Below are 21,566 nucleotides of genomic sequence, written 5' to 3'. Positions count from 1 at the left end.
TGCGCCGCGCGGCAGCCCGGAGCGGCCGCGCGGCGCACCGCCGTCAACTTACTTCTTCAGCGTCCGGTACGACACGAGATCGTTGATCGGCCCGATCTCCGGCCCGGTCGTGCCGGGGCGCGTCGCGACCTGCACGACCTTCTCGAACATGATGATGAACGGCGAGTTCGCGAGCACGGCCTTCTGCAGCGCCTCGTAGCGCTGCGCGCGCTTCGCGGGCGACGGCTCGACGAGCGCGGCCTCGGTGTCCTTCGTCAGCTGCGGGATGTCCCAGCTGTTGCGCCACGCGAGCATCTTCGTCTTCGACTGGTCGGAATTGTCGGGATTCCACGCGAAGCCGCGCGCGTTGCTGTTCGGGTCCATGTAGTCCGGCGACCATTCGCCGACGAAGATGTCGTGCTGGCGCGCGCGGTATTTGCCGATCGCCTGCTTCGCATCGCCCGGGATCAGCTTCACGCGGATCCCGCCTTGCGCGAAATTGGCCTGCAGCGCTTGCGCGATCTCGATGTACGGATAGTCGTTCGGCATGTCCATCGTCACGTCGAAGCCGTTCGGCAAACCGGCCTTCGCGAGCAGCGCCTTCGCCTTCGCGACGTTCTGCTTGTACGGATTCGAATTCAGCGTGCCGAGGAAGCCTTCCGGCAGGAACGTCTCGTGCACCTTGTACGTCGTGCTGACGATGTTGCGCTGGATCCCGTCGTAGTCGACGAGCCACTTCATCGCCTGCTGCACGTCGGGCTTCGCGAGATTCGGGTTCTTCGTGTTCAGGCTCAGGTACAGCAGCGCGGACACCGGCCACGACGCGACCTGGATCTTGCCGGCCCTGGTCAGCGCGGCGAGGCTGTCGGGGCTCAGGTTGCGCGCGGCATCGACGTCGCCGTTCTCCAGCAGCAGCCGTTGCGCGGATGCCTCGGGCACGTGGCGCAGCACGACGCGCTTCATCGGATACGGCGCACGGTACTTGTCGAAACGCTGCAGCACGATGCTTTCGTTCGGCGTCCACTTGACGAGCTGGTACGGGCCCGAACCGGCGTCGTTGGTCTTCAGCCAGCCGCTGCCGAAATCGTTGCCCTGCTGGTGCGACGTCAGCAGCTTCTTGTCGAGGACGGATGCCGGGCATGCGCTCAACACGTTGAGCACGAAGCTCGGCGCGTACTTGCGGTCGGTTTCGAGCACGAAGGTCTGCGGGTCGGCCGCACGCACCTTCTGCATCACGTTCGCCTTCGTGAGGCCGAGATCGGCGAGCACGCCGGCCGGGCCCTTGTCGAGCAGAACGGTGCGCTGGAGCGACCACGCGACGTCGTCCGCGGTGACCGCGTTGCCGGAATGGAACGACAGACCGGGGCGCAGCTTGAACGTGTAGGTGACGCCGTCGGCGCCGACCGTCCACGACTGCGCGATCTGCCCGTCGAAGCGCGTCGGATCCTTCAGGTCGACGCGCACGAGCCGTTCGTAGGTGTTCGCGACGTACTCGGACGGCACGAGCTCGTAGATTTCGCTCGGGTCGAGGGTCGTGAATTCGCCGAGCTGCGTGGCGACGACGAAAATGCCGGGCGGCGTCGCGGCCTGCGCCGGCAACGCCGGAACGAGTGCGGCGAGCGCGGCGCTGACGAACAGCCGGGACAGCAGATGCTTCATGCGGGCTCCGTGGAAAGGGAATCGTGGTGCGATTCTCTCATCCACGGCGGCCCGGATGAAAATATTCGGCGGGCGCGCGGCATAGCGCCCGCGTCGATGCTTCGCGCCGGGCAGGGCGCCCGTCACGGCCGGCGATCAGATCACGCAGCGCGCGATCGCGAAGCGCATCGCTTCCTCGGCCGGCTCGCTGCCCGAGCCGCGCACGACCTTGACGACGGAGCCGCTGCCCGACGGCGTGAGCGTGACGAAGTACGAGCGCGAGCCGACGGTGATGTCGGTCACGCCATTGTGCTGCGACTGCTCGGTGCCGGACAGGCGGCTGTCGAGGCAGTTCGCGATCGCGTGGGCCGGGCGCGCCGACGACACGTAGATCATCGGTGCCGAGCCGGACGCGGCCGAGTCGGACGAGGGGGCGGAACCGCAGGCGGCGAGCAGCGCGGCGGGAACAAGCAGCAGGAATCGTTTCATGATCGGAATCGTCGTGTGTGTCGTGTCGAGGCTGGGGCGCAGGATGCGAAACGCGGCGCTTCGCGACGAAACCGCTGGCATCGTGCCGTCTCGTGACGGCCGATACGGGAGGCGGCTGACGTCGGAGTATACCTGCGGCCTCCGGCCCACGCGGCCCGCTGAAACGATTCGATACAACAAGCGCCTGCTGTCGCGGCGCGGCGGCGAGCGTTTCGAGCGATGGCGAATCGACGCTGCCGGCGTGACGGACCGATCTTGTCGCCGACCGTGTTTGCCTGCCCGTTCAGCGCTTGCCGCCCGCGCGGTGCAGCAGCACCGGCACCGACTTCGACGTCGGCGTGTTGCACACGTCGCCGACGCTGTCGAGCGGCACCAGCGGATTCGTTTCCGGGTAATACGCGCCGATGCAGCCGCGCGGAATGTCGTATTCGACGAGCAGGAAGCCGTCCGCGCGCCGCTCGATCCCGTCGTGCCAAACGGTTTCCATGTCGACCCGGTCGCCGGCCTTCAGGCCGAGCATCGCGAGGTCGTCGCGATTGATGAACACCACGCGCCGCTGGCCGTACACGCCGCGATAGCGGTCGTCGAGCCCGTAGACGGTCGTGTTGTACTGGTCGTGCGAGCGCGTCGTCATCAGCGTCATCAGCCGCTCGCCGTGCAGCGCGCGGGCGCGCTGGATCGGCGTGTCGGCCGGCAGCGCATGCGCGATGAAGTTCGCCATGCCCGTCGGGGTCAGCCATTCGCGGTCGCGTGATGCGACGCGCAGGTGGAAGCCGCCGGGTCGCGCGATGCGCGCGTTGTAGTCGTAGAAGCCGTCGATGGTCGCCTCGATCGCGTCGCGGATCTTCGCGTAGTCGTTCTTGTACGCGAGCCAGTCGATCTTGCCGCTGCCGAACAGCGCATGGCCGATGTGCGCGACGATCGCCGGCTCCGACATCAGGTTGGCGGAAGCCGGCTTGTTCATCCCGTACGACACGTGGACCATGCTCATCGAGTCCTCGACCGTCACGCCCTGCGCGACGTTGTCCTGCAGATCGATCTCGGTGCGGCCGAGAGTCGGCAGGATCAGCGCGTCGCGGCCGTGGATCAGATGGCTGCGGTTCAGCTTCGTCGTGATGTGCACCGACAGATCGCAGCGGCGCATGCCTTCCCACGTGCGCGGCGTGTCGGGCGTCGCCATCGCGAAGTTGCCGCCGAGGCCGATCAGCACCTTCACGCGGCCTTCCAGCATGGCTTCGATCGTCTCGACGACGTCGTAGCCGTGGTGCCGCGGCGGCTCGAAGCCGAACACGTGGCCGAGCCGGTCGAGGAACGCCTGCGACGGCTTTTCCTCGATGCCGACCGTGCGGTTGCCCTGCACGTTCGAGTGGCCGCGCACCGGGCACAGGCCCGCGCCGGGGCGGCCGATGTTGCCGCGCATCAGCATCAGGTTGGTCAGCATCTGCACGGTCGCGACTGAATGCTTGTGCTGCGTGATGCCCATTCCCCACGTCGCGATCACGCGCTCGCTGCGCGCATAGAGCCGCGCGAGGCCGTCGATCTGCTCGTACGGCACGCCGCTCTCCGCCGTCAGCGCCGACCAGCTTTCGTTGCGCAGATCGTCGGCGAAGGCGTCGAAGCCGGCCGTGTGCGCGTCGATGAACGCGGTGTCGAGCACGCGCGGGCCGCCCGCGGCGCGCGCGGCATCGTCGAGTTCGAGCACGCGCTTGGCCATCCCCTTGATCAGCGCGAAATCGCCGCCGACCGTCGGCTGGATGAACGTCGATGCGATGTTGGTGCCCGACATCGTCAGCATTTCCAGCGGGCTTTGCGGATCGGCGAAACGCTCGAGCCCGCGCTCCTTCAGCGGGTTGATCGATACGATGGTCGCGCCGCGCTTCGCGCATTCGCGCAGCTCGCCCATCATCCGCGGATGGTTGGTCGCCGGGTTCTGGCCGAAGATCAGCAGCGTGTCCGCGTGCTCGAAGTCGTCGAGCGTGACGGTGCCCTTGCCGACGCCGACCGATGCCGGCAGCCCGCGGCTCGTCGCCTCGTGGCACATGTTCGAGCAGTCGGGGAAGTTGTTCGTGCCGTAGAGGCGCACCAGCAGCTGGTACAGGAACGCCGCCTCGTTGCTCGCGCGGCCGGACGTGTAGAACGCGGCCTGGTTCGGGTCCGGCAGCGCGCGCAAGTGGCGCGCGATCAGCTCGAACGCGTCGTCCCACGCGATCGGCACGTAGCGGTCGGTCCGTGCGTCGTACACCATCGGGTCGGTGAGGCGGCCGTGCTGTTCGAGTTCGAAATCCGTCTGTTCGAGCAGTTCGGTGACGGTGTGCGCGGCGAAGAATGCGGGCGTCACGCGCTTGCTCGTCGCTTCGGCGGCCACGGCCTTCACGCCGTTCTCGCAGAATTCGAACGTCGATGCGTGCTGGCGGTCGGGCCACGCGCAGCCGGGGCAGTCGAAGCCGTCAGGCTGGTTCTGGCGCAGCAACGTGCGGTAGTTGCCGCCCGTGACCTTTTCCTTGATCAGATTGATCGTGACGGCCTTCAGCGCACCCCAGCCGGCGGCCGGGTGGGTGTACGGTTCGATGCGCGCGGCGGCGGATTTCTTTTTCATGATGCTGCGATGCAGGTGTCGGGTCGATGGATGCAGAGTACGCGCGGCACTCCGGCCGCTGTGTGTACACCTTTCGTCTTCAAAAAAGAGTACAGTTTCGGCCAGTCACGCAGTGCGGAGCGCAACTGTGTTGTTGAAGGAAAGTTGAAAGGGAGGCGCGTGAAGCGTTACGAACAACTGGCCGACGATCTGCAGGCGCAGATCGAGCGCGGCGTGTACCGGCCCGGCGAGCGGATTCCGTCGGTGCGGCAGGCGAGCCGGCAGCAGCAGCTCAGCGTGACGACCGTGCTGCGCGCGTATCTGGTGCTGGAAAGCCGCGGGCTGATCGAGAGCCGGCCGCAGTCCGGCTATTTCGTGCGCGCGCGGGCCGCGGCGCCGGTCGAAGCCGAGCTGAACGTGTCGGCGCCGGCCGCGGAGCCGTCGGCGGTGGACGTGAGCCGGCTCGTGCTGTCGACGCTGCGCTCGATCTCGCGCGACGATGCGGTGCCGCTGGGTTCGCCGTATCCGGACGCGTCGCAGTTCCCGGTGCAGCGCCTCTCACGCCATGCGCAGGCGATCGGACGGCGCCGCACGCGCTGGGGCGTGATCGACGATCTGCCGCCCGGCAATCAGGAGCTGATCCGCCAGATCGCGCGGCGCTACGCGGAGCGCGGGATCGCGGTCGAGCCGGCCGAGATCGTGGTCACGATCGGCGCGACCGAGGCGATCAACCTGTGCCTGCAGGCCGTCGCGAAACCCGGCGATACGATCGCCGTCGAATCGCCGACGTTCTACGCGATGCTGCACGCGATCGAGCGGATGGGCATGCGCGCGCTGGAGGTCGCCACGCACCCGGGCGACGGCATCGACATCGACGCGCTCGAACGGATCCTGAAGCGCGAGCGCATCGCCGCGTGCATGGTGATGCCCAATTTCCAGAATCCGCTCGGCTTCCAGATGCCCGATGCGCGCAAGCGCGCGCTCGTCGAACTGCTCGCGAAGCACGGCGTGCCCGTGATCGAGAGCGACGTCTATCACGAGCTGCATTTCGGCGACGCGACGCCGAGCGCGCTGAAGTCGTACGACCGCGACGGGCTCGTGCTGCATTGCGCGTCGTTCACGAAGAGCCTGTCGCCGCGCTACCGGATCGGCTGGGCGATGCCGGGCCGCTACCGCGACCAGGTCGAGAAGCTGAAATTCCTGAACACGCTCGCGACGCCCGCGATCGAGCAGCTCGCGATCGCCGAATACCTGAAGTACGACGGCTACGATTTCCATCTGCGGCGGATGCGCAAGCTGTATGCGCAGCAGGCGAGCCTGATGAGCGCGATGGTGCGGCGCTTCTTCCCGGAAGGCACGCGGCTGTCGCAGCCGCAGGGCGGGTATGTGCTGTGGGTCGAGCTGCCGCCGCAGGTCGATGCGATGAAGCTGTATGCGCTCGCGCTCGCGCAACGGATCACGGTCGGGCCCGGCCACATGTTTTCGGCGACGAACGACTACCGGCATTTCATCCGGCTCAACTACAGCTATCCGTGGTCGCGGCAAATCGAGGACGCGCTGAAGGTGCTCGGGCGGCTCGCGTCCGAATGCGCGGCGCACTGAGCGGCGATGCGCGGCGGCTGGGGGCGGCCGCGACACTCACCGCGAACCGGCCCGCGCGGCTTCGGTCGACCGTCCACCCGCGCCGCTCGACCACCGCGGCAGCCGCAGCGCCGTGGCGAAGCTGGCCGCGTGCAGCGCGCACAGCAGCCCGAACGCCCAGGCATACGCGGCCGCAGGCAGGCCGCTCGCGGATACCGACTCGGCCCGCAGCCGCCACGCGAGAAACAGCGTGCACATCGTCGTGAAAGTCGGGCCGCCGAGGCGCTGGACGATATTGAGCGACGTCGTCGCCATCGGCAGGTTGCGTCGCTCGACCGACGCATACGCGGCCGAAATCGACGGCGCGCCGATCGCGCTCTGGCCCATTCCGCGCAGAAACAGCGCGGGCACGAGCACATACGGATCGTAGCCGCCGAATGCGAGATACACGAACGGCAGCGTCGCGACGAGCGCGAGCAGCGCGCCGGCGCCGGCCAGCCGGCGCACGCCGAATCGGCTCGTCAACGCGCCCATCGACGGATAGGTGACGAGCATGCCGAGCCCGAGCGGCGCCAGCAGCCAGCCCATTTCGCCGGGCGAACGGCCGCATGCCTGGATCAGGAACACCGGAATCAGCATCTGGCCCGCGTAGATCGCGCCGTTCGACAGAAACTGCGTGGCTGCTGCCGCGCCGAACACGCGCGACCGAAACAACGCGACGTCGATCAGTGCATGCTCGCGCTTGCGACGCTCGACGCGCAGGAACGCCGCGAGCAGCAGCGCGGACGCCGCGATCGCCGCGATGCCGGGCGCCGCGGCAATCCGCTCCGTGCCATACAGGAACAGCACGAGCGCCGGCGACAGCAGCGCGAGGCCGAGCCAGTCGAGTTCGCGCCGTTGCGTTTCGTCGCGGTCGCCGGGCAGGAACCACACGGCCAGCGCGAGCGCCAGCGCGCCGACCGGCAGGTTCACGAGAAAGAGCCAGCGCCACGACGTGTGCTGCAGGATCGCGCCGGCGACGACCGGCCCGAGGATCGGTGCGATCAGCACCGGCACCGCCGCATAACCGATCACGCGCGCCATCTGCTGGCCCGCCACGCGCGCGATCATCATCTGCGCCATCGGCGCGAGCAGCCCGCCGCTCGCGCCTTGCAGCACGCGGAACGCGATCAGCGACCGCGCGGACCACGCGAGCCCGCACAGCGCCGACGTCAGCGTGAACGCGGAGAAACACCACAGATACAGCGCCTTCGCGCCGATGCGGTCGACCAGCCAGCCGTTCAGCGGCAGCACGAGCGTGAGCGCGAGCAGATAGCCGCTCGTCACCCACTGGATCGTCGACAGGCTCGCGTGCAGATCGGTCGCGAGGCTCGACAGCGACACGTTGACGATCGTCGCGTCGAGCTGCGACAGCAGCGAGCCGAGCGTCGCAACCGCGCTGACCTTCCAGATCGACGGCGCGAGCCGGGCGCCCGCATGGGCCGGCGCGGACGGGTTGCGTTCGTCGCTCACGCGCCGCGGCGGTCGAGCAGCGCGAGGATGTCTTGCGTCGAACCCGTCTCGCCAAGGCGCGGGAACAGCCGCTCGACGCTGTTCGTGTGCGCGTCCGCGTTGAGATCGGTCATCGCGTCGACGGCGAGCGTCACGTTGTAGCCGAGTTCGTGCGCCTGCCGCGCTGTCGACTCGACGCCGATGCTCGTCGCGACGCCGGTCAGCACGATCTGCGTGACGCCGGCCGACTTCAGGTATGCGTCGAGGCCGGTGCCGGTAAACGCGCCCCAGGTCTTCTTCGTCACGACGTGGTCGCTCGGTTGACGGTTCAATTCGGGCACGAGCTCGGCCCAGTCGGCGGGAAGCGGCGCCGTGCGCGGCGGTTGTTCGGTGCGGCCCGGTGCGCCGCCCGCGACGTTGACCAGCACGACCGGCAGGCCGCGGCTGCGGAATGCGTCGAGCAATTCGCGGGTGCGCGCGATCACCGGTGCGACCGGATGGGCGGTGGGGAGCGACACGATGCCTTTCTGCAGATCGATGACGACGAGCGCCGTGTTCGTGTCGAGACGGGTTGTGCTCATGATGCGGATGCTCCGTAAGTAGGGCGAGGGGACGCGCGCGCGGGCGGCGCCGCGGTTTACTGCTCGCCGATGCGCCGGATCAGCGGAATCGCGGCGGCGAGCGTGCGGATGTCTTCGGGATCGAGCTTCTCGATCGCGGCGCCGAGCCACCTGTGCTTCGCGGTGTCGCGCTTGCGCCGTGCCGCGAGGCCGGCCGCCGTCAGCAGGAACAGGATCTGGCGGCCGTCCGTCGGGTGCGGCTTGCGCTCGACGAGGCCGTCTTCCTCGAGGCTCGCGAGAATCGCCTTCATCGACTGCGGCTTCATCGCCTCGGCGCGGGCGAGATCGGCAGTCGTCATCGGGCCCTGGCGCTCGAGCCGCGCGAGCGCGCTCGTCTGCGACATGCCGAGCCCTTCGGAATCGATCTCGGAACGCAGACGGCGGATCAATTGGCCGACCGCGAGGGTCAGGTCGGCGGCGACGGTGTCGGCGGAAACGCCGGGTGTGCGGGGCGGTGTCATGCCCCGAATCATAGAATATGGAAGCTAAACTTGCAAGTTTAGCTGTCGAAATGGACAGGGATCCGTGGCGCTCGATGCGTCAGCGCGAGCGGGCCGCGCGAGCAGTGAGCAGCGGTGACGGGATGCAGCGGGCGAGGCGCGCGGTCGGCGCAGCCGTTACGCGCGGCGCGGCAGCGGAACCGGCACGACGTCGTTGTACTTCGGCGATGCGTTTTCGTACAGCAGATCGCCGAGATATTGCGCGAGCTCGTGCGCCGCGAGCGCGGACGGAATGTGCGGACCGGCCGGCCGCCGCTTGCGTTCGGTTCCGACGTCGAACACGGTCCAGCTGTCGTTCGAGCGCACGACGGCGAGCAGGCGGCCGAATGCGTTGAAACGGTATTCGGGCTGCATGGTTGCGCTCCGTCGTCGGTAATGGGCCGCACGCTCGCGGTCGTCTGCGTGGCGAATCGCTTCTCGAGCGCGTCGGTCAGCGTCCCCGCCGCTGCGCGATCGCGCAGCGGCACGGCGGATCGCGAGCCGCGGCACCGACGTGCCGGCCCGATGCGCCGCTTCGTGCTTACTGGATCGAGCAGGCGAGCCAGCGATGGATCTTCAGCGCGTCGCTCGACACGCCGGCGCGCGTCGGTGCGCCGAGCAGCACGAGCGTTTCGCGACGCCCCTTCACACGCATGCGCATCACGACGCCGTGCCCCGATTCGTTGATGAAGCCGGTTTTCTGCAGCCGGATCGGCAGGCGGCCGTCGCGCACGAGCGGATCGGAGTTCACGTACAGCAGCTCGCCGTCGCCGGCCTGCACGGTGGTCGACGTGTCGGTCGAGAAATAGCGGATCAGCGGATCCTGCGCGGCCGCGCCGACGAGCCGCGCGAGATCCTCGGCAGTCGAGACGTTGTGCGGCGACAGGCCGGTCGGTTCGCGGAAATGCGTATGGCGCATCCCGAGCCGGCGTGCTTCGCGGTTCATCGCCTTCACGAACGCCGCGCGGCCGCCCGGATAGTCGCGGCTCAACGCGGCCGCCGCGCGGTTTTCCGACGACATCAGCGCGATATGGAACATCTGGCGGCGCGACAGTTCGGCGCCGACCGGCAGCCGTGAACCGGTGAACTTGATCGTGTCGCGATCGTGTGCGGTGACGCGCAGCACGCCGTTCAGCGGGCGGTCCGCGTCGCGCGCGACGACCGCCGTCATCAGCTTCGAGATCGAAGCAATCGGCCGCACGGCGCGTGCGTTGCGGGCGAGCAGCGGCGTGCCGGAGTCGACGTCGAGCACGTATGCCGCACGCGAATGCAGCGAACGCACCGCGCGCGGCGTGTAGCCGCAGCTCGCGAGCAGCCGCGGTTTCGCGGCGGGACGCGCGCGCACCGCGGCCGTACGTTTCGCGCGCCGGTGCGGTGCGGGCGCCGCGTGGCGCTTCACCGCATGATGTTTTACGCGCGGGCGGCGGTGCTTGACGGCCTTCGTCTTGCGGCGGGCGGGCTTCTTCTCGACGACTTTTGCATGCGCTTGCGGCGCGGCCGTGCGATGTGGCTGCGCGGGCTGCGCGTGCGCATTCGTTGCGAACGCGAGTGTCAGGAACGACAGCGCGATGATCAGGGTGGTCCGGGTGCGGGGCAGGCGCGCGATGAGGCCGGTCAAGCGAAAGTCTCCTTTTCACGCGCGTGGTGGCGGCGCGAAATGCGTGGGCAGGCAGCGGGTGCGGGAAATTATACGGTCGATCGCGGCGCGATGACGATGGATGTGCGCGCAATGACGCGTGATACACGCGGATTCGCGCGTTTTTTTTGCGGATGATCGAAGGTGCGCGAGCGATCGCGCACGCGTGATGCAGCGGGTCAGCGCGGCCAGTTCCGCCGCGACACGACTGCGAAGCTGATCGCGATCGAACCGGTGACGGCGCGCGGCGGCGCGTCGTCGAGCGCATCGCCGAAGCGGAAGCGGCGGCTGCGTCCGTCCGCGCGTGCGGCGCGACGTTCGGACGCAGGCGGGGCGGCCTGCGCATCGCCTTTGCCGGCGACGATCGTATCGCACGGGACATCGGCCACGCATTCGGCCTCGAGATCGACGGACATGACGGTGAGTTCCAGGATGGGCATGCCCGTATTGAACGCCACGCCGTTCGATCAGTAAAATGAATGTTTCGATCGATATGATTCCTTTGAAGAATGGAACTGAAACTGCTGCGTACGTTCCTGACCGTCACCGAGCTCAGCCATTTCAGCCGTGCGGCCGACGCGCTGCACATGAGCCAGCCGGCGCTGAGCAAGCAGATCGGCGCGCTGGAGGCGAGTCTCGGCGGCAAGCTGTTCGAGCGCGGCAGGCACGGCGCGGAGCTGACGCCGTTCGGTGAACGGTTCCTGCCCGACGCGCAGGCACTCGTCCGCGATGCCGACGAAATCCTCGCGCGGGCGCGCGAGGCGACGAGCGGGCAGCGCGGGCATCTGCGGCTCGGCATCTGTCTGTCCGTGCTGACGCTCGTGCCGAAGCTCGTCGCCGAGTTCCGCCGCCGCCATCCTGGCATCGCGGTGACGCTGAGCGACCTGTCGTCGTCCGAACAGACGCGCCGGCTGCGTGCCGGCAAGCTCGACGCCGGTTTCCTGCGTCTGCCGTCCGACGAAGGCTTGTCGTCGTTCAAGGTGATCGACGAGGGGCTCGCGCTCGCGGTGCCGCCGCACCTCGGTTTCAAGCGCGTGCCGGCCGATCTCGACGTATTGAACGACATCGGCTTCATTGCGCTGCAGCGCGCGCGGGGCCCCGGCCTCGCCGCGCAGATCGACCGATGGTGCATCGAGCGGCGCTTCGTGCCGCACGTGACGCAGCAGGCGGAAGACGTGCAATCGGTGCTGACGTCGGTCGCGGCCGGCGTCGGCGTCGCGTTCATTCCGTCGCGCGCGCAGTATTTGTTGCGCGATGCGACCGTCCTGCCGCTCGGCGGCCGGGACGCGAAATGGCGCATCGGGCTCGCGTGGCTAGGGGGCCGCGACGATCCCGTGACCACGCGTTTCGTGTCGTTCATGCGCGCGGCGATCGACGGCGCATGACCGCGCGTATAGTGTCCGCGTCCGCATCCTTCATGAACGCCGGCCGCACGCCGGCTCACGACCTCAACCGATGACTTCAGAATCCGACGATTCCCCGCTCGATCCCGCCATCGTGGCGACGCTCGCGACGCTGAACGAAGCCGCGACCGATCCGTCCGGCAAGACATGGTCGCTGCCGAAGATCGCGAAGCGCTCGCAATTGCCGATGAGCACGCTGCGCCGCGTGCTGACGCAGCTCGATGCGGCCGGTTTGAGCGCGACGACGCTGAACGACGACGGCACGGGCAGCGCCGCGCTGACCGAAGAGGGACGCGCGGTGTGCGCGGAGCTGTTCGGCGCGAACGACGGCGGATGAAAAAAGGCCGCCTGAAGGCGGCCCGTGATCGTACGGTCGACAGGCGGCGTCACCACCGCACCGCCATGCCGTCATTAGAAGGGATTCAGAACCACTGCTTGTAGCGACGCACATAGACCGTCTTCACGATCTGCGCGAGCAGGATGTACCCGGCCATCGTCGCCGCGAGCCACAGCCAGTAGGCGCCCGGCAGGTGCATGAAGCCGAGCGAAGCGGCGAACGGCGAGAACGGCAGCCAGCAACCGATCGCGATCGCGGTAAACGTCGACAGCAGCACCGGCAGCGCGGCCGTGCTCTGCAGGAACGGGATCTTCTGCGTGCGCAGCAGATGCACGACGAGCGTTTGCGACACGAGACTCTCGATGAACCAGCCCGAGTTCATCACGATCTGCCCGCCCGAACCGCCGTGCAGGTGATACATCGCACCGGCGCCGAACACGATCCACATCAGCACGTAGGTCGTGATGTCGAACACCGACGACGTCGGCCCGACCCACAGCATGAAGCGGCCGATGTTGCCGGCTTCCCACTTGCGCGGCTTCTTCAGGAACTCGGGGTCCATCCGGTCCCACGGCAGCAGCATCTGCGACGTGTCGTAGATCAGGTTCAACACGAGCAGCTGCGTCGCGAGCATCGGCTCCCACGGCAGGAACGCACTGGCGACGAGCACAGAGAACACGTTGCCGAAGTTCGAGCTGGCCGTCATGTTCAGATACTTCAGGATGTTGCCGAACGTCTCGCGGCCCTTGATCACGCCTTCCTCGAGCACCATCAGGCTCTTTTCGAGCAGGATGATGTCCGCGGTTTCCTTCGCGATGTCGGCGCCGCTGTCGACCGAGATGCCGACGTCGGCGTCGCGCAGCGCGGGCGCATCGTTGATGCCGTCGCCGAGGAAGCCGACCGTATGGCCGTTCGCCTGCAGCGCCTTCACGATGCGCGCCTTCTGCAGTGGCGTGAGCTTCGCGAACACAGTCGTGCGTTCGACGGCCTGCGCGAGCGTCGCGTCGTCGAGCGTCTCGATCTCGGCGCCCAGCATCGGCTTGCCCGGTTCGAGGCCGACCTGCCGGCAGACCTTCATCGTCACCGTCGGATTGTCGCCCGTGAGCACCTTTACCGTGACGCCGTTCTCGCGCAGCGCGGCGAGCGCCGGCGCGGCCGATTCCTTCGGCGGATCGAGGAACGTGAGGAAGCCGCGCACGACGAGGTCGCGTTCGTCGACGGTGCGGTATTGCTCGCGTTCGTCGCCGCGCGGGATCACGCGTGTCGCCAGCACCAGCACGCGAAAACCGTCCTCGTTGTACGCGTTCGCCTGTTCGAGCAGCCGCTTGCGTGCGACGAAGTCGAGCGCACGCACGCCGTCGTCGTCCTGCACGTGGGTCGACACCGCGAGCATTTCCTCGACCGCGCCCTTGCAGATCAGCACGTGCGTGCCGTGCGTATCCTCGACGACCACCGACAGGCGGCGCCGCACGAAGTCGAATGGCAGCTCGTCGATCTTCTTGTAGCCCTGCGGCTTCACGCGATCGCCGATTTCGTCGGCGCGCGCGACCACCGCGATGTCGATCAGGTTCTTCTGGCCGCTCTGATGGAAGCTGTTCAGCCAGCCGAGTCGCAGGATTTCCTCGTTCTTGCTGCCGGACAGGTCGAGATGATGTTCGAGGATGATCTTGTCCTGCGTGAGCGTGCCGGTCTTGTCGGTGCACAGCACGTCCATCGCACCGAAGTTCTGCACGGAATTCAGCCGCTTCACGACGACCTTGCGGCGCGCCATCGCGATCGCGCCGCGCGCCAGGTTCGCGCTGACGATCATCGGCAGCATTTCGGGCGTCAGGCCGACGGCCACCGCGAGCGCGAACGTGAGCGCGCTCAGCCAGTCGCCCTTGGTCAGCCCGTTGATCATGAACACGATCGGCACCATCACGAACATGAACTTGATCAGCAGCCAGCTTACGCTCGCGACGCCGCGGTCGAAGCTCGTCTCGATGCGCTTGTGGCTCACGACGTTGCGCGCGAGCGAACCGAAGTAGGTGTCCTCGCCGGTCGCGACGACGACGGCCGTCGCGGTGCCGCTCACCACGTTGGTCCCCATGAAGCACACGTTCTCGAGATCGAGCAGCGACGTCGACGCATCGTTCGCCGCGCCCCGCGCATTCGTCGCGCTCGCCATGCTCGTGCCGGCCGACTTGCCGGCGACTGCGCCGAGCGTGTCGTACTTCTCGACCGGCAGCGCTTCGCCGGTCAGCACGGCCTGGCTGATGAACAGGTCGCGCGATGCGAGCAGCCGCACGTCGGCGGGGATCATGTCGCCGGCCGACAGGTGCACGATGTCGCCGACCACCACTTCGCGCATCGGCACCTCGCGGCGCGCGGGCTCCGACGTGTCCGTCACCGCGCGCTGCACGGTCGCCGTCGTGCGGACCATCGCCTTCAGCTTCTCGGCCGCGCGCAGCGACCGGAATTCCTGTACGAAGCGCAGCAGCGCGCTGATCGTGACCATCGTCAGCAGGATCGTCATGCCGACGTAGTCGCGATCGTCGGGCGCCGCGAAGTAGACGTCGGTGCAGAAGCTGATCGCGGCCAGCACCAGCAGCACGTAGACGAATGGGTTGTGGAATGCGTGCAGCAGCTGGCGCGTCCAGTGCGGCGGCTTGTCATGCGCGATCTCGTTCGGACCGTGATGCTGCAGGCGCTCGGCCGCCTGTTCGGCGGTGAGGCCGCGCGTGCTGGTGCGCAGCGACTTGAAGGTTTCGTCGAGCGGGCGCGCCGCTTCCTGCGCGGCACGCAGGAAGCGCGGTTCGTTCTGCTGACGGGGGCCGGCGTCGATGAAGCCGCGCTGTTTCTTCTGCGATGTGTTTCGTTGCGTCATGAGTCGCTCCTTGCGCACGATGCGGCGGGCGGGGAGCGACCGTGACGTTATCGACGCACGAGCGCTCCCCGCCGCGTCGCGGCGGGCGCGATCGGCTGTGGATCGGTGATGAGGGGAACGCTCGCCGGCGCGTGGCGGGACGGGACGTCGGCGCGCGGCATCGCACCGGCGAGCGGTAATCGGCTACTGTCGTCTGGGTTCATCTGCACTCCTGTCGGTTGCGGGTAGGCGGCACGGGCGATCGATGCCCGCGCGCGCACGACGGCGCGCGGCCGGACGGCACGCGAACGGAACACGCGCGCAGCTCGCGCTGCGCGCAGCACGAATGCAGGCGCGCGACAGCGTGCTACCGCACGGCGCGGACATTCGGCGATATCGAAAAAATTCGGCGGGGATTCTGGCCGGTCAGGCCGGAAGGGCGCCGCATCCTGCTTCCCGGGATGCGGCAGAAGACGAGGCTCTGCGCGGTTTCCTCAGGCAGCAGTCAAGTTGGTCGAGGACCAACTACAACTCGCATCGGTGTTCACAGAACACTCCATGTAATCAGACGGGGGCGATGGTAATGGGTCGTCGTGCGAAGCGTCAACCCTTTTCCGGCCCTTTCTTCGCGCAACGTTTGCGGAACGTTAACGCGCCGATGCCGGCGCTACGAGCAAAAAAACCGCGCGCACGCCCGGTCGGCATGCGCGCAGTTGCATCGATACGACGTGCCCGTTACTGCGCGGCCGCCGTGACGGCCGCGCCCGCGTCCGCAATGCCGGAGCCGGCCGGCATTGCGGTGCACGACGTACTCGCCGGCAGCATCGCCGCACGTGCACCGCCTTGCAGTTTCTGCCGGATTTGTGCGGGCGTGAGATTGCCGTTCACCGACAGCATCAACCCGACGATGCCCGACACCTGCGGCGTCGCGAGACTCGTGCCGCTCGCGGTGCCGTACGTGTCCGCGCCGGGCGTCGTCGTGCCGCCGTTGGCCGTCGACAGGACGCCGACACCCGGCGCGCTCAGCGCGACGTCTGCGCCGAAGTTGCTGAACGATGCGCGGCGGCCGGTTGCGTCCGTCGCGCCGACGCTGATCACGCCGCGGCAGTTGGCGGGCTGGTCGAGGCCGGTCGACAGCCCGTCGTTGCCGGCCGCGACGACGACGGTCACGCCCTTCGCGTTCACGTCGTCGATCGCCTGCTGGAACGTCGTGCTGCACGCGCCGACGCCGCCCAGGCTCAGATTGATGATCTTCGCGGGATTCGGGTTCGTCGGCACGCCGTTGACCGGAATGCCGGCTGCCCAGCGCATCGCGTCGGCGATGTCGCTCGTCGTGCCGCCGCACTTGCCGAGCACGCGCACAGGCAGGATGCGGCCGAGCCACGACACGCCGGCGACGCCGACGCCGTTGTTCGCGGTCGCGCCGATCACGCCCATCACGCGCGTGCCGTGCCAGCTGCTGTCGCTGGGTTCGCTCGCGCAGTGATAGAACGGCCCGCTCGCGTTGTCGAGCTCCTGCTGCGTGACCCAGTCGCCCGGATCGGTGGCGTCGTTGCCGCGCGTCTGGCCGTTGTTGCTGGTGTTGACGTTCGAGATGAAGCTGTAGCCGGGCAGCAGGTTGCCGACGAGGTCGGGGTGCGGCCGGTAGCCGGTGTCGAGCACGGCCGTGACGACGGTCGGCGAGCCCTTGGTTCGCGTCCACGCAGGCGGCGCGTTGATGCCGACGCTTGCGTCGGACAGGTACCACTGCTGGCTGTACGACGGATCGCTCGGCGTGTCGCGAATCTGCATTGGGTGATCCGGTTCCGCATAGGCGACGTCGGCGTCGGCCGCGAACGTCTGCGCGAGCGCTGCCGCATCGCCGGACGCAATGCGCTGGCCGATCGACAGCACGGCCGCGCCGTCGGACAGCGTCCGCTCGACCTGCACGTTCAGCGGCGCCTGCGACGTCGTCGCAGCCGCATACGCGCGGGCGGCGCCCGTGGCGGTCGGCGCCGTCCAGCGCGTCATCGAGCGCTGGATCACCGCGTCGAGCCGCGTGCCGATGTCGACGGCGGCCATCGCGCGCGTGGCGGTCGGCGTTTTCAGTTTGACGATCAGGTGATCGACCGGCGGCTCGAACGATGCGCTCGCGTCAGCGGCCATTTGCGCGGCGGCCTGCTGCGTCGCGCAGGTATTGCCGCCGTTGGTCGGGGCCGGGGGCGCCGGAGCGGGGGACGGCGCGGGGGCCGGTGCCGCGTTGGACGAGGACGGATTGCTGCCGTCGCCGCCACCGCCGCAGCCCGCGAGGGGAAGCAGCGCGGCGGCGGACAGCATGCCGGCGAGCACGCGCGCATGAGCAGGGCGGGCCAGCGTGAAATTCAAGCGTGTGGCTCTCATGGTGAAACTCGATCCTCGTAGATAACCGTCGTGCCGGCGGTCGCGCCCGGTCCGGCGGACACCGGACCTTGTGGTTTTTGTCTGTCGATCGACGCAAGGTTGCTGCGACGCGCCATGCTCATGGGTAACGGCCGCGGCCGGCGCTTCTTGAGCGTGATTCGACGGAAAAATTCCGGCGGGCGCAAACGATTACGCTGCTGCGTTGCAGCGCAATGGCCGATTCCGGCGCGTCCGCGCCATGGGTAGCGCGCGAAAGAACGTGGGCCGGCGGGCGTCACGCGCTGCGTCCGTGTGTTTGCGCGACACGGAAACTCGCGCGCCGCACGCGGCGGCGCGTCGCCGTTTCACTACGCTTTCCCTGATGCGATGCGAATTTTGTCGGGCGTAGGATCGCGATTCGATCAACGTTTCGTCAGGAGAAAAGCATGAATCACCGCTTCCGTTGGCTGGCCGTTGCACTGACCTGTGCGCTGGCGGGCACCGCGCACGCGCAGGCCCTTACCGGCACGCTGAAGAAGATCAAGGACACGGGCGTCGTGTCGCTGGGTATTCGCGAATCGTCGGTGCCGTTCTCGTACTCGGACAACCAGCAGAAGAACATCGGTTATTCGCGCGACATCGCAGCGCGCATCATCGATCAGCTGAAGACGGAGCTGAAGGCGCCGAACCTGACGGTGAAGGAGATTCCGATCACGTCGCAGAACCGGATTCCGCTGCTGCAGAACGGCACGATCGACTTCGAGTGCGGGTCGACGACCAACACGCTCGAGCGGCAGAAGCAGGCCGCGTTCTCGAACAGCATCTTTTTGTATGGGATTCGCTTCAGCACGCGCAAGGATTCCGGCGTGAAGGACTTTCCGGACCTGGCCGGCAAGACCGTCGCGACGACGGCCGGCACGTCGGACGAGCGCCTGTTGCGCAAGCTGAATGAGGAGAAGGGGATGAACATGACGATCATCAGCGCGAAGGACCACGCCGAAGCGTTCATGAACGTGACGACGGGCCGCGCGGTGGCGTTCGTGATGGACGAGCCGCTGCTGTACGGCGAGATCGCGAAGGACCGCAACCCGGGCGCGTACACGGTGACGGGCACGCCGCTCGTCCATGAAAACTATGCATGCATGATGCGCAAGGACGATCCGGCGTTCAAGCAGGTGGTCGATAGCGTAATCGCGAAGATGCAGACGTCGGGGGCCGCCGAGAAGCTCTACGATCAGTGGTTCATGCAGCCGATTCCGCCGAAGGGCGTGAGCCTCAACTATCCGCTGTCGCCGGAGATGAAGCAGCTGTTCAGGAATCCAACGGATCAGGCGCAGTACTGAGCGTCGCGTCGTAGTCGTATCGCGTCGCAAACGGCAGGCGTGACGCGCATGCTGCCGGGCGCGTTGCGCGTTGCGCGTCGCGTCGTGCGGCACGCGGCGGCTTGCGATGCGTGGCGTCAGGCTGCCTCGCGATGGCTGCGCTTGATCGCTTCGACGAGCATCCGCTCCGAATCGTCGAGATAAGGCGCGAGCGTGGTGACGGCTTCGCTGCGGCGGTTCTGCGTAAGCAGGTCGTAGATCTGGTAATCGCGCTGGATCCAGTCGGGCGTTTGCACGCGCTTCTCGCCCGGATCGGCGGCGAAGACGAGACGCAGCTGCGCGGAGATGGTCTTGAAGAATTCGTCGAGCAGCGCCGACTTCTGAAGCGCGACGATGTGCTGGTGAAACCGCAGACTATGCGTGCCGACGGCCTGCCAGTTTTCCTTGTCGAGTTCGCGCTCGGCCGCGCGAATGGCGGTCTGCATCTTCTCGAGCAGCGCGGGCTGGGCGAGTTCGGCCGTGTTCAGCGCATGCAGTTCAAGCGTGCGGCGCGCGACGTAGAGATCGCGCACGTCCTGGCGATTGAGCGTGCGCACCACGACGCCCTTGTGCCGCACGAACGTGACGAGCCCTTCACGGCCGAGCTGATGCAGGACTTCGCGAAGCGAGTTGCGCGACGTGTCGTACTCGGCGGCGAGGTCCATCTCGATCAGCGGCGTGCCGGGCGGCAGTTTGCCGCTGATGATGTGCTCGCGCAGTTGATGGCTGATCCGGTCGGCGACCGACTGCCCTCTCGCTTTTTCGCTTGCCATTCCGTTCGTTCGCTCCTCTCCTGATCGTGCACCGCCGGCGTGGCCGGCCGGCGGCGTCTCGCCATTCCACGGGCCGCGGCCCGGGTTACGCCGTTTTGCCGTGCTGCCAGTCGGCCTGCGGCGGCTGCATGCCGTGCTGGCCGCGGTACGGCGCGACCGGCGGCGACGACCAGCCTTCGAGCAGGCTCGGGTCGAGCCGGTACACCTCGACGCCGAGCGGCCGGCACACGTCGATCGGATCGCGTGCGTCGGGCCCCCACATCGGCACCGACAGATCGCCGCCGGGGCAGGTCGACATCGCGCACAGCACGTCGATTTCGGCGAAGAATTCGAGGTAGTCGCCCGGCTTCGCTGGACACGCCTTCATGAAGTACTTGTCGTCGTCGTTCAGGCCCGTGCACTGGAACACGTTGAGCACGTCGTGCACGTCGAACTCGGTGAGCCCGTACGGCGCGACCGCGCGCACGAGGTTCGAGTGGCAGTGGAAATGAAAATCCTCGCCGGTCAGCAGCTTGTTCACGTACGGGTCGCATCGCGTGCCGAGCAGGTCGTGCACACGGCCGCCGTCGCCGTCGACGCCGTAGCCCGCGAGCGTGTCGTCGGTGATCGTGACCATCGGGCGCAGGTACGGCAGCGTCGACCAGAGCCGGTCGAACGTCGTCACGTGCGCGGCCTGCAACTGGCGCGTGCGCGACGCCCACATGCGTTCGCGCGGATTGTGCAGGTTCCAGACGTTGAAGTCGGCGACTTGCGGGCCTTCGAGCGTGACGATCCGGAATACGTGGCCGGCCGGCACCGTCCACGCGAAGCCGCTGCGGATCGGCACGACGTGCGACGCGATCCGCTCGCGCGCGTCCTGGCGCTGGGCGATCGCGGAATAAAAGGCTTTGTCGACGTTCAGGACGGAACCCTTGGTGACCTGGTAAGCGGCGGGATAGTTCGACATGACGCGGTACTCTCGGCGAAGGTTGGCAGATGCGGCGATCCGGCTCAAGCGCTTGGTGGTGGCCGGTCAGGCGTCAATTCGCGTGCCGGATTGTTCAACAATTCATTGGCGCTCCGGCGAGTATAGGGGGAAGGCGGGGAAGTGTGTCAATCGGAGGAAAGTACGGAGGATCGGGGAAGCGGTGTGTGCGGCTTGTGCGGCCAAACGCCCGGCGCCGCGAATAAAAAACCGCCGGCGCATGCCGGCGGTTTTGCTTTGCAGCCCGGTCGCTCGTGCGCCGGGATCGCGTGTCAGGCCTTGATTTCCGGGCCGCGCGCGGCCGGCCGGGCCGGTGCCGACGGTGCCGGCGCCACCGCACGCGCGGACGGCTGGGCCGGCACGAGCACGACGACCGGTTCCGGCATCGCCCACAGCGGCATCGCAAACGCGACGGGTTGCGGCATCGGCATCGCGAACGCGTTGGCGAGCGCGACATGCTGCAGCGCCATCATCTGCTGCTGCATCGCGGCCATCTGCGCCTGCGCCGCCTGCATCTGATACTGGGCGGCCTGCAACTGCCGCAGCGCGGCAGCCGGCGGCATGCCGTCCGACGACGACGCCCGCATCTCGAAGCTCGCACCGCCTTGCGGGCTGTGCCAGCTCCACGTGCTGACCTTCATCGGGCCGAGGGCGGTCTGGACGACACGCGTTTCGGCTTTGACTGGCACGGCCTGCCCGTTGACGTTGACGAACATCGGTTGTGCGGCCGGGGCCGCGCCGGCCTGCCCGGCCAGCGCGAGCACGGGCATCAGCGCCAGCGCGCCCGCCGCCATATACGAACGGAATCGCATATTCGTATCTCCATCAAACGAAGACTATCGAATCGACAATGAATGAGACGTGCGGCTCACGGACGGAGCCATCCGCCACTATGCGAGCGTTGGCTTAAAGCAGGATTAAAACCGCGGCATGCGTTGCGGGGAAGAGCCTGCGGCCCGATCCCGAAACCGGCCTGCGGCCGGCGGCGGGCCTTCCGGCATGTTTCCGAAGGTCGAGCAATCGGCATTCAACCGCGC

General features: G+C 67.7%; 18 protein-coding genes. 4 read left to right on the top strand and 14 right to left on the bottom strand.

Annotated features, from left to right (window positions below):
* Positions 1–48 precede the first annotated feature (48 nt).
* The 3 genes from BSE24067_RS01675 to BSE24067_RS01665 form a co-directional block, all read right to left on the bottom strand.
* The gene (locus tag BSE24067_RS01675) at positions 49–1,638 is read right to left on the bottom strand and encodes an ABC transporter substrate-binding protein (RefSeq protein ID WP_151065826.1); all 1,590 of its coding nucleotides are present in this window, start codon (positions 1,636–1,638) and stop codon (positions 49–51) included.
* Positions 1,639–1,773: 135 nt separating this feature from the next.
* Positions 1,774–2,106 carry a sugar ABC transporter ATPase gene (locus BSE24067_RS01670; RefSeq protein WP_151065825.1) on the bottom strand — a complete coding sequence of 111 codons (333 nt, stop codon included), beginning with the start codon at positions 2,104–2,106 and terminating at the stop codon, positions 1,774–1,776.
* 283 nt (positions 2,107–2,389) lie between these two features.
* Entirely contained in the window at positions 2,390–4,702 is a 2,313-nt protein-coding gene (locus BSE24067_RS01665) for an FdhF/YdeP family oxidoreductase (RefSeq protein ID WP_151065824.1), read from the bottom strand.
* Positions 4,703–4,861: 159 nt separating this feature from the next.
* Here BSE24067_RS01665 and BSE24067_RS01660 point away from each other — a divergent pair, with 159 nt between their 5' ends.
* Entirely contained in the window at positions 4,862–6,283 is a 1,422-nt protein-coding gene (locus BSE24067_RS01660) for an aminotransferase-like domain-containing protein (RefSeq protein WP_151065823.1), read from the top strand.
* 36 nt (positions 6,284–6,319) lie between these two features.
* Here BSE24067_RS01660 and BSE24067_RS01655 read toward each other — a convergent pair whose 3' ends face one another.
* The 6 genes from BSE24067_RS01655 to BSE24067_RS01630 form a co-directional block, all read right to left on the bottom strand.
* The gene (locus BSE24067_RS01655; protein WP_151065822.1) at positions 6,320–7,774 is read right to left on the bottom strand and encodes a DHA2 family efflux MFS transporter permease subunit; all 1,455 of its coding nucleotides are present in this window, start codon (positions 7,772–7,774) and stop codon (positions 6,320–6,322) included.
* Positions 7,771–8,334, bottom strand: a complete 564-nt coding sequence (locus tag BSE24067_RS01650; RefSeq protein ID WP_151065821.1) for a cysteine hydrolase family protein — start codon at positions 8,332–8,334, stop codon at positions 7,771–7,773. The genes BSE24067_RS01655 and BSE24067_RS01650 overlap by 4 nt, the downstream gene beginning before the upstream one ends.
* A gap of 56 nt (positions 8,335–8,390) precedes the next feature.
* Complete coding sequence (locus BSE24067_RS01645; protein WP_151065820.1) at positions 8,391–8,846, bottom strand: MarR family winged helix-turn-helix transcriptional regulator; 456 nt, start codon at positions 8,844–8,846, stop codon at positions 8,391–8,393.
* Between the two features lie 144 nt (positions 8,847–8,990).
* The gene (locus tag BSE24067_RS01640; protein WP_151065819.1) at positions 8,991–9,227 is read right to left on the bottom strand and encodes a DUF7661 family protein; all 237 of its coding nucleotides are present in this window, start codon (positions 9,225–9,227) and stop codon (positions 8,991–8,993) included.
* Positions 9,228–9,393: 166 nt separating this feature from the next.
* Positions 9,394–10,470, bottom strand: coding sequence for a serine hydrolase (locus tag BSE24067_RS01635; protein WP_151065818.1), 1,077 nt, complete (start codon positions 10,468–10,470; stop codon positions 9,394–9,396).
* A gap of 197 nt (positions 10,471–10,667) precedes the next feature.
* Positions 10,668–10,904: a hypothetical protein gene (locus tag BSE24067_RS01630; protein WP_244130482.1), complete on the bottom strand. Its 237-nt coding sequence runs from the start codon at positions 10,902–10,904 to the stop codon at positions 10,668–10,670.
* A gap of 93 nt (positions 10,905–10,997) precedes the next feature.
* Here BSE24067_RS01630 and BSE24067_RS01625 point away from each other — a divergent pair, with 93 nt between their 5' ends.
* The gene (locus tag BSE24067_RS01625; protein ID WP_151065816.1) at positions 10,998–11,873 is read left to right on the top strand and encodes a LysR family transcriptional regulator; all 876 of its coding nucleotides are present in this window, start codon (positions 10,998–11,000) and stop codon (positions 11,871–11,873) included.
* Positions 11,874–11,943: 70 nt separating this feature from the next.
* Complete coding sequence (locus BSE24067_RS01620; protein ID WP_151065815.1) at positions 11,944–12,228, top strand: transcriptional regulator; 285 nt, start codon at positions 11,944–11,946, stop codon at positions 12,226–12,228.
* 85 nt (positions 12,229–12,313) lie between these two features.
* Here BSE24067_RS01620 and mgtA read toward each other — a convergent pair whose 3' ends face one another.
* Positions 12,314–15,094 carry a magnesium-translocating P-type ATPase gene (mgtA, locus tag BSE24067_RS01615; RefSeq protein ID WP_151065814.1) on the bottom strand — a complete coding sequence of 927 codons (2,781 nt, stop codon included), beginning with the start codon at positions 15,092–15,094 and terminating at the stop codon, positions 12,314–12,316.
* 714 nt (positions 15,095–15,808) lie between these two features.
* Complete coding sequence (locus tag BSE24067_RS01610) at positions 15,809–17,452, bottom strand: S8 family peptidase (RefSeq protein ID WP_151065813.1); 1,644 nt, start codon at positions 17,450–17,452, stop codon at positions 15,809–15,811.
* Between the two features lie 425 nt (positions 17,453–17,877).
* On the opposite strand from BSE24067_RS01610, the gene BSE24067_RS01605 reads away from it, so the two are divergent.
* A complete protein-coding gene (locus BSE24067_RS01605; protein ID WP_151065812.1) occupies positions 17,878–18,774 on the top strand; it encodes a glutamate/aspartate ABC transporter substrate-binding protein in 897 nt (298 codons plus the stop codon).
* 116 nt (positions 18,775–18,890) lie between these two features.
* Here the strand turns inward: BSE24067_RS01605 and BSE24067_RS01600 are convergent, their stop codons facing one another.
* From BSE24067_RS01600 to BSE24067_RS01590, 3 genes are all read right to left on the bottom strand, one after another.
* Entirely contained in the window at positions 18,891–19,565 is a 675-nt protein-coding gene (locus tag BSE24067_RS01600; RefSeq protein ID WP_151065811.1) for a GntR family transcriptional regulator, read from the bottom strand.
* An 85-nt stretch (positions 19,566–19,650) separates the two neighbouring features.
* Positions 19,651–20,511 (bottom strand): urea carboxylase-associated family protein, encoded by an 861-nt coding sequence (locus BSE24067_RS01595; RefSeq protein WP_151065810.1) that lies wholly within the window; start codon positions 20,509–20,511, stop codon positions 19,651–19,653.
* A gap of 290 nt (positions 20,512–20,801) precedes the next feature.
* Positions 20,802–21,341: a hypothetical protein gene (locus BSE24067_RS01590; protein WP_151065809.1), complete on the bottom strand. Its 540-nt coding sequence runs from the start codon at positions 21,339–21,341 to the stop codon at positions 20,802–20,804.
* Between the last annotated feature and the right edge of the window lie 225 nt (positions 21,342–21,566).

Source organism: Burkholderia latens (assembly GCF_902499045.1).
In the GTDB taxonomy this organism is placed as follows: domain Bacteria; phylum Pseudomonadota; class Gammaproteobacteria; order Burkholderiales; family Burkholderiaceae; genus Burkholderia; species Burkholderia latens.
The sequence above is the reverse complement of the archived record's forward strand: the minus strand, read 5'-3'. Positions and strand labels throughout refer to the sequence as shown.